Here is an 8,531-nt window from a genome sequence, read left to right on the forward strand (position 1 = left end):
CCCGTACTTCCGATTGGCTTGGCTGGGGGTCCCGCCACCGCGACAGCGACTCGGCCGCGCGACTTCGCCTCGCGATGTGCCGCGCGATGGCTGAGACACGAACGCGCCAAAGGTCGAGTCTAACGGGGTGCGGGAATGCGCATGCGCCCGTGGGCCGCCCGGCGGTCCCTACTGGAGGTAGGCCGGGGCGCCGACGGGCAGGATAAATCGGAACTCGGCGCCGCCGCCGGAGCCGCGGCCCACCGCGATGGTGCCGCCGTGCGCCTCCACGATGCCCTTGACGATATAGAGGCCGAGTCCGGTGCCGCCGCGTTTGCTGCCCCGCCAGAAGCGGGTGAAGACGCGGCCCATCGACTCCTCGGGGATGCCGGGGCCTTCGTCGCTCACGGTGACGGCCGTTCCCTTCTCGTCGTGCTCGTCGATGCGGACGGGCGCGGTTGCCACCTCGATGGTGACGGTTCCCTCGCCGTGGCGCACCGCGTTTTCCAGCAGGTTGCCCAGGACCTGGTCGATCTTGTCCGGATCCGCCCACAGATCGGGCAGCGGGCGCTGGATGCGGACGAGGAAGCGGTCGGGGGCCTGCCCGGCGGCCACATGGGCCTGGATGTGGCGGCCGACGGCGGCCGCTATGTCCACCGGCTGGCGGCGCACCTCCAGGCGGCCCGAGTCGATCCGGGAGATGTCCAGGAGCTCGGCGATCAGCCGGGTGACGCGGTTGGCGTCGGCGTCGACGGTCTCCAGCATCAGCCGCTTCTGGTCGTCGGTGAACCGCTCCCACTTGGCGAGCAGCGTCGCGGTGAACCCCTTGACGCTGGTCAGCGGGGAGCGCAGCTCATGGGCGACGGTGGCGATCAGCTCGGCGTGCGAGCGCTCGGTGCGCCGCCGCGCCTCGGTGGAGCGCAGGCTCACCACGACCCGGCGCACCGGGCCGGTGGGGTGCTCGCGCACGTACCGCGCGGAGACCAGCACCTCGCGTCCGCCGGGCAGCAGCAGATTGCGTTCGGGCTGGCCGACGCGGATGGCGAGTCCGCCGTACGGGTCGGTCAGCTGCCACCAGCGGCGGCCCTTGAGGTCCTCGAGCGGCAGGGCGTGCTCCAGCTCGACGCCGAGCGCCTCGTGGCGGGGGACGGCGGTGATCCGGGCGGCGGCCGCGTTGAAGCAGATGACCCGGCCCTCCTCGTCGGCGACGACGAGACCGTCGGGCAGGTCCTCGGGGTCTATCCCGAGGGCGTCCCGGCCACCGGATGGGCGCGCCAGGGCATTCTCGCCGATGGTCCTCACGCCGACAGCCATCCCCGTATCCCACCTCTCCGAAGCACACAGTGGGCCCCCGAGCCCGCCACACTACTAGCTGGAGGTGACGGTGCGGACCCCCTCAGCGAGGTGTACGGGTGCGCTGGGCCCGCGCCGAGGCGTACAGGCACACCGCGGCGGCGGTCGCCAGGTTGAGGCTCTCGGCCTTGCCGTGGATCGGGACGCGCACCACGGCGTCCGCCAGCGCCCGGGTCTCCTCCGGCAGGCCCCAGGCCTCGTTGCCGAAGATCCATGCGGTGGGGCCGCCCATGGTGCCCGCGTCGAGCTCGTCGTCGAGGTCGTCGCGGCCCGCCCCGTCGGCGGCCAGGATGCGCACACCGGCGTCCCGCAGCCCCCGTACGGCCTGCTCCACCGGGACGCCGACGGCGACCGGCAGATGGAAGAGCGAACCGACCGAGGCGCGCACCGACTTGGGGTTGTACAGGTCGACGGAGGCGTCGGTGAGGACGACCGCGTCGGCGCCGGCGGCGTCCGCGCAGCGCAGTACGGTGCCCGCGTTGCCGGGGTCGCGGACGTGCGCGAGGACGGCGACGAGCTTGGGGCGGGCCTTGAGGATCTCCTCGAACGGCGAGTCCAGGAAGCGGCAGACGCCGACCAGGCCCTGCGGGGTGACGGTCTGGGAGACCTCGGCGAGCACCTCGTCGTCCGCGTAGTGCACCCGGGCCCCGGCCGCCCGTGCGGCGGCCACGATGTCCGCGTACCGCTCGGCGGCCTCGACGGTGGTGAACAGCTCGGTGAGCGTCGCCTCCCCGTCGGCCCGGTGCTCCACGGCCTCCCGAACGGCCTGCGGCCCCTCGGCGATGAACAGCCGCTCCTTGCCCCGGAAGTTGCGCCGCGCGAGCCGCTTCGCGGCGGTGACGCGGGGAGAACGGGGGGAGATCAGCTCGGGCGAGGGCATGTGGGGTCTCTCTACGAGGGGGGCGTCTTCTTGGGCCCGGTGTTCGTCTGCGGGCCGTGGCCGGCTGGTCGCGCAGTTCCCCGCGCCCCTATGGATGCCGCTGCGCGGCAATCCCCTGGGGCGTCCCGCAGGGGCGCATCTCAGGGGCGCGGGGAACTGCGCGAGCAACCCACCACGGTCCGCAGACGGAAACGGGACCCGGGGCGGAGCCCGGAACGCACGGACCCGCAGGCCAAAGGCCTGCGGGTCCGGTTCCGGCTCGACAAGCCGTCAGGCGCTTACGCGGCCTTCGGGGCGTTGACGTCGCTCGGCAGCGCCTTCTGGGCCACCTCGACGAGCGCGGCGAACGCGTTGGCGTCGTTGACGGCCAGCTCCGCGAGGATCTTGCGGTCCACCTCGATGTTGGCGGCCTTCAGACCCTGGATGAGGCGGTTGTACGTCATGCCGTTCTGGCGGGCAGCGGCGTTGATGCGCTGGATCCACAGCTGACGGAAGTCGCCCTTGCGCTTCTTGCGGTCGTTGTAGTTGTAGACCAGCGAGTGGGTGACCTGCTCCTTGGCCTTGCGGTACAGACGCGAACGCTGACCGCGGTAGCCGGAGGCCGCCTCGAGGATCGCCCGGCGCTTCTTGTGGGCGTTGACTGCCCGCTTGACGCGTGCCACTTGTTAACTCCTTGTAGCGGGGCCGTGGTGGGTAATCACACGGCCCGAATTCGAATAGGTCCCGGTCTCGACGTTCCGCCCCCGGTCACCGGGAGCGGAGGAACGTCACTTGCCGAGAAGCTTCTTGATCTTCTTGGCGTCGCCCGGGGCCATCTCGGCGTTGCCGGTGAGGCGACGCGTCAGCTTGGACGACTTGTGCTCAAGCAGGTGGCGCTTGCCGGCACGCTCACGGAGCACCTTGCCGGAGCCGGTGATCTTGAAGCGCTTGCTGGCACCGCTGTGCGACTTGTTCTTCGGCATAGCGCCGTTATCTCCTCGTCAGTGGCGCTCCCAGCCGGTCCGGAGACCGGCGCGCGGGAGCGTCATGTGTATCGGTAGTCCTGGGCTGGCTGCCCGGGAATCAGGCCTCGGCGGGTTCCTCGGCCGACGCCTCGACGACGGGCTCCTCGACGGAGTCCTCGGCTTCGGCGTCAGCGGGCTGACCCTGGCGCTCCGCCTTGCGGGCGGCCTGCGCCTCGCGGGCCTCGGCCATCGCCTCGGTCTTCTTCTTGTGCGGACCGAGGACCATGATCATGTTCCGGCCGTCCTGCTTCGGGTTCGACTCGACGAAACCGAGGTCCTGGACGTCCTCCGCGAGACGCTGCAGCAGTCGGTAGCCGAGCTCCGGCCGGGACTGCTCGCGACCACGGAACATGATCGTGATCTTGACCTTGTCGCCCTGCTTGAGGAACCGGACGACGTGACCCTTCTTGGTGTCATAGTCGTGCGGGTCGATCTTCGGCCGGAGCTTCATCTCCTTGATGACCGTGTGCGCCTGGTTCTTGCGCGCCTCACGGGCCTTCATGGCCGACTCGTACTTGAACTTCCCGTAGTCCATGAGCTTGCACACGGGCGGACGGGCGTTCGCCGCGACCTCGACCAGGTCCAGGTCGTACTCCTGTGCGAGCTCCAGGGCCTTGGCAAGCGGAACAATCCCGACCTGCTCGCCGCTGGGACCGACAAGTCGCACTTCGGGAACGCGAATCCGGTCGTTGATGCGGGGCTCGGCGCTGATGGATCCTCCTCGGTAGCACCACACGCCTGTCTGGCAGACAAGCGCGTACTTTCACTCGGGACCAACCATCGCGGCACATGAAAAATGCCCCGGACGGGACACAGGCGGGGCTCCATGGCAACCGGAGCACCGCCGCGATCAACCGCGGGGCGCGCATCGGACGGCTCCATCGTCCGTACGGAACGATGGCTACCGTCTGACCGGGTGACCCGCCGCCCCGGAGGGTGGTCGGGTGGGAGATCGGAGCCTCCACTTGTGGGCCGGGCACATGGGAGTGCCTGGCCGGTCGTTACACAAGGTTAGCAGCACACCGGCACGGGGGCCAATCGTGCGCACACCGGCCGAGCGCCTATCGTGTGGGGCATGAGTGAGACCTCCCCCCAGTCCCCCGAGACCACCGACTTCGACACCATGACCCGCGACATCGCCGAGGTCCCGGCCGTCGAGGTGATCGTCACGGTCGCCGTGAACCTGATGAGCGCCGCCGCGGTGAAGCTCGGGCTGACGGAGGAGGGCGACGAGCACAAGGACCTGGACGAGGCCCGCAAGCTGGTGCACGCTCTGGCCGGTCTGCTGGACGCCAGCACCACCGAGATCAGCTCCTTCCACGCCGCCCCGCTGCGCGACGGCCTGAAGTCCCTCCAGCTCGCCTTCCGCGAGGCCTCCCTCGTCCCGGACGAGCCGGGCAAGGGCCCGGGCGAGAAGTACACCGGCCCGGTGTACGGCTAGTCACCGCACGCTCCCGTACGAAGTGAAGCGCCCCCGGTTCGACACCGGGGGCGCTCTTCGTAGGTCGGCCGGTGGCCGTGCTCAGCGGGTGAACAGCGGCTCGTTCGGCTGCGGGGCCCCGGCCGGGAGCAGGGCGAGGTCGAGGCCGCGCACCAGCCGGGCCCGCAGCACCTCGTCGGCGGCGAGCAGCCCGGCGACCCGGCGGGCGATGTCGGCGGGCACCGCGCCCTCGGCCAGCACCAGGGCGAGCGTGCCGTCGGCGGCGCCGGGGCCGAGGTGGGCGCGGAGCACGGCGGGCTCGGCGGCGACCGCCGTGCGCACGGCCGCGACGACCGCCGGGTCGTCGAGCGGGTCCGCGCTGGTGCGCCCCTCGGCCAGGGCGAGCAGCGCGCCGCCCGTCAGCTCGTACGGGACGGGCCCGGCCAGATCGAGGACGACCGTGTCGGCGCGCTCGTGCGCGGCCGCCTGGAGCGCCTGGTGCAGCGGTACGGCGACCGGCCGGGCCTCGGGGTCCCACAGGGCGAGCGAGGCGAGCGAGGTGAAGGCGGGCAGCGCCTTGCGGTCGCCCGCGGTGAGCGTGGGCACGGCCATGTCGCTGGTCTTCTCGCGGCGCAGCCCGTTCTCGTCGGTCTCCACCTCGCCGAGCACGGCGACGACGGGGACGAGCAGCCGGGCCTCCTTGAGCGCGGCCAGCACCCGGGACCGGGCCGCGCCGCTCCCCCGGTCCTCGGCCCAGGCGGCGAGCGCCGCCGTGAGTTCGGGGTCGGCGGTGCCGTCGTCGTCGGAGAAACCGGGGTCCGGGATGTTCTTGAGCGCCACGGCACGAGCCTAACCGGGCCGCGCACCGGCCCGGCGGGCGCCCGGACCGTAACGTCGTGAGCGTGGATCCGGAAGCGGCGGTGGTGGGGCGGGCCCAGGGCTCGCTGTCGGTGGGCGTGTGCGGCCTCGCGGGCGGCGGGGAGGCGGTGTACGGGGGCGAGGGGCGTACGTACGCCACGGCCAGCGTCGTCAAGGTGGACATCCTCGCGGCCCTGCTGCTGCGGGCCCAGGACGCGGGCCGCGGCCTGACCGGCGAGGAGCGGGCGCTCGCGGCGGACATGATCGAGCGCAGCGACAACGACGCGGCGACCGCGCTGTGGCGGATGATCGGCGGCGCGGCCGGGCTGGACGCGGCGAACGCGCGGCTGGGGCTGACGGAGACGGCCGGCGCGACGGCCTGGGGGCTGACCCGGACGACCGTACGGGACCGGCTGGCGCTGCTGCGGGCGGTGTTCGGGGAGCGGTCGGTACTGGACGAGGGCTCGCGGGCGTACATGGGCGCCCTGATGGGCCGCGCGGTGGCCGGGCAGGACTGGGGGGTGTCGGCGGCGGGCACCGGCTGGGCCCTGAAGAACGGCTGGCTGCCGCGGAGCGCGACGGGGCTGTGGGTGGTCAACAGCATCGGCCGGGTGACCGCCGCCGATGGGCGTAGCTACCTGGTGGCGGTGCTGTCGGACGGCCACGGGTCGATGGAGGCGGGGGTGGCGGCGGTGGAGGAGGCGGCCCGGGCGGCGGTGGGCGCGGGCCGGTGAGGGCCGTACGGCGGGGTCAGGCGTGTTCGGTCCTGCGGCTGCCGCGCCACAGGGTCAGGGACGCGGCGAGCAGCAGGGCACCGGCGGCGGCCGCGAGGGCGGCGAGCCAGTCGCCGCGGTGGCCGCTGTCCTTCTCCTTGTCGGGGCCGGCGCCGAAGTAGGTGCGGGCGTGGCCGGTGGCCGTGTTGGTGCGCACCTCGGGCTTGAGGCGGGCGCCCTCGGCCAGGGCGGCGGCCGGGTCGACGCTGCCGTAGCCGCGCGAGTCGTCGCGGCCGCCCCGGGGCGCGTTGCGGGCGGTGTCCGCGAGCAGGGTCTTGATCTGGGCCGGGGAGAGGCCGGGGTGGGCCGCGCGGATCAGGGCGACGGCCCCGGAGACGAAGGCGGAGGCCGCGCTGGTGCCCCAGCCCTCGTAGTACTTGCGGTCCGGGTCCGCTATCACCACGTCCACGCCGGGCGCGGAGACGGTGGCGTACCAGCGGCGGGTGGAGAAGGCCGCGTGGGTGCCGTAGCGGTCGACGGCGGCGACGGCGATGACGCCCGGGTAGGCGGCGGGGTAGGAGACGTGGTCGCCCTGTTCGCCGCCGTTGCCCGCGGAGGCGACGACGACGGAGCCGCGGGCGAGGGCGTACTGGATGGCGGCGTCCTCCGACGGTTCGGGGTGCGCGGAGGCGCTGTCGTCGCCGAGGGAGAGGTTGATGACGTCGGCGCCGTGGTCGGCGGCCCAGCGGATGCCCTCGGCGAGCGCGCCGCCGCGCGACTCGCGGGCCTTCTTGCGCGCCGGGTCGGAGGATTCGAGGATCACCCGGACCGGCAGGATCCTGGCCTCGGGGGCGATGCCGAGGACGCCGTCCTGGCGACCGGGCCCGTGTCCGTGGCCTGCGATGATCCCGGCCATGGCGGTGCCGTGCCGGGCCCAGTCGCGGCTGCCCCGGCCGGCGCCGAAGCCGACGAGGTCCTTGCCGGTGAGGACCTGTCCGGCGAGGTCGGGGTGGGTGGCGTCGACACCGGTGTCGAGCACGGCGACGGTGATGCCCTTGCCCTTGGTCGTCCGCCACGCCTGCTGGGTGTGCATGGCGGCCAGCTCCCACTGCCGGTCCCGGATGGCGTCCGCCCGCGCGGGCGCGGCGGGCAGCAGGAGCGCGAGGGCGGCCGTGCCGGCCAGGGCGGCGGCGCGGTACCGGCGGAGGGTGGCCCGTGGGGTGCTCATGACGGCTTCTTCGTTCCGGTGGCGGTCTTGCGCAGGGCCCGCTCCACGCGGTCCGCGATGCCCTTGGCGTCGTAGGTGAGCCCCGCCTCGACGGGTGCGTCCGTCGTCCCCTCGTCGAGGGCGCGGTCGGCGGGCTGGGGGTCGGTGACGGTACGGGCGTCCGCGAAGCCGGTGACGGCGGTGACGACGACGGGGGCGTCGGTGAGGACGCGTACGGTCCAGCTCGCCCGCTGTCCGTCCCCGAAGCGGGCGGCGGGGGTGCCCTTGACGGCGTACGGGCGCGGCATCAGGTCGTCGCGGTCGCCGAGCGACTCGTCGCTGAACCGGGTGCGCAGCGCGGCCATCGCGTCGGCGTCGGCCTCGGTGAAGACGAGCCCGACGGTGGTGACGGCGGAGGAGGTGGCGTCGGTGTACGTGGCCCTCAGCAGGCGGGCGCAGCCGACCGGTTGGAGCGCCTTGAGCAGCAGCGGGTCGAGGGCGCCGGCGCACCCGGAGTCGGGCGCGACCCCGACGCGGGTCCAGACGCGGTCGGCCCCGCCGGGACCGGCACCGCTCCCGTTGAGGGTCGGCGGGAAGAGGGTGTCCACGGGGGTGCTGTGCCACATCTCGCGGGCGGCGGTGTATCCGCCCCGGGCGTCCGCTCCCCCGGAGCCGCCGCTCAGCCAGCTCCCGGCCGCCGCGCCCCCGAGCAGCCCGATCCCCAGCACAAGGCAGACGGCGGCCGCGACGACCCGCCCCCGCCGCCGACCGCGCACGGGCGCCTCGGCCACGGGTATGGGCGGGACGGGGTACGTCAGACTCCCCGACAGCGCCGCCAGGCCCACCCGGGGCGCGGGCGACGACGGGGCGGCGGGTGCCGTTCCGGGGGACGGGGCCGGTGCCGCGGCGGGCGCGGTCCTCGCCGCCGGGGGCGGCGTCAGCGGGGCGGCGGGTGCCGTTCCGGCGGCCGGGAACGAGGCCGGTGGCGCGACAGGGACGGGCCCGGCGGCCAGGGGCGGAGTGGGGGGCGCGGCGGGTGCGCGTCCGGCGGCCGGGGACGGGGCCAGCGCGGCGGGCGCGGTCCTCGCCGCCGGGGGCGGCGTCAGCGGGGCGGCGG

Annotated in this window: 10 protein-coding genes and 1 pseudogene; 3 read left to right on the forward strand and 8 right to left on the reverse strand. The window is 73.9% G+C overall.

Annotation, left to right across the window (positions count from 1 at the left end; all coding sequences use genetic code 11):
• Positions 1-168: 168 nt before the first annotated feature.
• The 5 genes from ABD236_RS21335 to infC all read right to left on the reverse strand — a co-directional run bounded on the left by ABD236_RS21335 (position 169) and on the right by infC (position 3,952).
• On the reverse strand, positions 169-1,293 hold the full coding sequence (locus tag ABD236_RS21335) for a sensor histidine kinase (protein WP_344075528.1): 1,125 nt from the start codon (positions 1,291-1,293) through the stop codon (positions 169-171).
• An 82-nt stretch (positions 1,294-1,375) separates the two neighbouring features.
• Positions 1,376-2,212: a TrmH family RNA methyltransferase gene (locus ABD236_RS21340; protein ID WP_344075530.1), complete on the reverse strand. Its 837-nt coding sequence runs from the start codon at positions 2,210-2,212 to the stop codon at positions 1,376-1,378.
• A gap of 278 nt (positions 2,213-2,490) precedes the next feature.
• Positions 2,491-2,874: a 50S ribosomal protein L20 gene (gene rplT / locus ABD236_RS21345; RefSeq protein WP_003970214.1), complete on the reverse strand. Its 384-nt coding sequence runs from the start codon at positions 2,872-2,874 to the stop codon at positions 2,491-2,493.
• Between the two features lie 105 nt (positions 2,875-2,979).
• Positions 2,980-3,174: a 50S ribosomal protein L35 gene (rpmI, locus tag ABD236_RS21350; protein WP_030754426.1), complete on the reverse strand. Its 195-nt coding sequence runs from the start codon at positions 3,172-3,174 to the stop codon at positions 2,980-2,982.
• Positions 3,175-3,274: 100 nt separating this feature from the next.
• Positions 3,275-3,952 carry a translation initiation factor IF-3 gene (infC, locus tag ABD236_RS21355; RefSeq protein ID WP_344075534.1) on the reverse strand — a complete coding sequence of 226 codons (678 nt, stop codon included), beginning with the start codon at positions 3,950-3,952 and terminating at the stop codon, positions 3,275-3,277.
• A gap of 339 nt (positions 3,953-4,291) precedes the next feature.
• On the opposite strand from infC, the gene ABD236_RS21360 reads away from it, so the two are divergent.
• Positions 4,292-4,657, forward strand: a complete 366-nt coding sequence (locus ABD236_RS21360) for a DUF1844 domain-containing protein (RefSeq protein WP_344075536.1) — start codon at positions 4,292-4,294, stop codon at positions 4,655-4,657.
• Between the two features lie 81 nt (positions 4,658-4,738).
• On the opposite strand, the gene ABD236_RS21365 is transcribed toward ABD236_RS21360, so the two are convergent.
• Positions 4,739-5,476 carry an SseB family protein gene (locus ABD236_RS21365; protein WP_344075538.1) on the reverse strand — a complete coding sequence of 246 codons (738 nt, stop codon included), beginning with the start codon at positions 5,474-5,476 and terminating at the stop codon, positions 4,739-4,741.
• Between the two features lie 62 nt (positions 5,477-5,538).
• Here ABD236_RS21365 and ABD236_RS21370 point away from each other — a divergent pair, with 62 nt between their 5' ends.
• Positions 5,539-6,228, forward strand: coding sequence for a serine hydrolase (locus tag ABD236_RS21370; protein ID WP_425543921.1), 690 nt, complete (start codon positions 5,539-5,541; stop codon positions 6,226-6,228).
• Between the two features lie 16 nt (positions 6,229-6,244).
• Here the strand turns inward: ABD236_RS21370 and mycP are convergent, their stop codons facing one another.
• Both mycP and ABD236_RS21380 read right to left on the reverse strand, forming a co-directional pair.
• Positions 6,245-7,435: a type VII secretion-associated serine protease mycosin gene (gene mycP, locus ABD236_RS21375; RefSeq protein ID WP_344075543.1), complete on the reverse strand. Its 1,191-nt coding sequence runs from the start codon at positions 7,433-7,435 to the stop codon at positions 6,245-6,247.
• Positions 7,432-8,205 (reverse strand): hypothetical protein, encoded by a 774-nt coding sequence (locus tag ABD236_RS21380; protein WP_344075545.1) that lies wholly within the window; start codon positions 8,203-8,205, stop codon positions 7,432-7,434. The genes mycP and ABD236_RS21380 overlap by 4 nt, the downstream gene beginning before the upstream one ends.
• 4 nt (positions 8,206-8,209) lie before the next feature.
• Between ABD236_RS21380 and ABD236_RS21385 the strand changes: the two are divergent.
• Positions 8,210-8,531, forward strand: a pseudogene (locus ABD236_RS21385) (sensor histidine kinase); the annotation flags it as partial.

This window comes from Streptomyces crystallinus (assembly GCF_039521265.1).
Lineage (GTDB): Bacteria > Actinomycetota > Actinomycetes > Streptomycetales > Streptomycetaceae > Streptomyces > Streptomyces crystallinus.

Bases quoted from the DNA above. Each gene is read 5' to 3' on its own strand.
- mycP (WP_344075543.1), bottom strand. From the start codon at position 7,435: ATGAGCACCCCACGGGCCACCCTCCGCCGGTACCGCGCCGCCGCCCTG.
- ABD236_RS21335 (WP_344075528.1), bottom strand. From the start codon at position 1,293: ATGGCTGTCGGCGTGAGGACCATCGGCGAGAATGCCCTGGCGCGCCCA.
- rpmI (WP_030754426.1), bottom strand. From the start codon at position 3,174: ATGCCGAAGAACAAGTCGCACAGCGGTGCCAGCAAGCGCTTCAAGATC.
- ABD236_RS21360 (WP_344075536.1), top strand. From the start codon at position 4,292: ATGAGTGAGACCTCCCCCCAGTCCCCCGAGACCACCGACTTCGACACC.
- ABD236_RS21340 (WP_344075530.1), bottom strand. From the start codon at position 2,212: ATGCCCTCGCCCGAGCTGATCTCCCCCCGTTCTCCCCGCGTCACCGCC.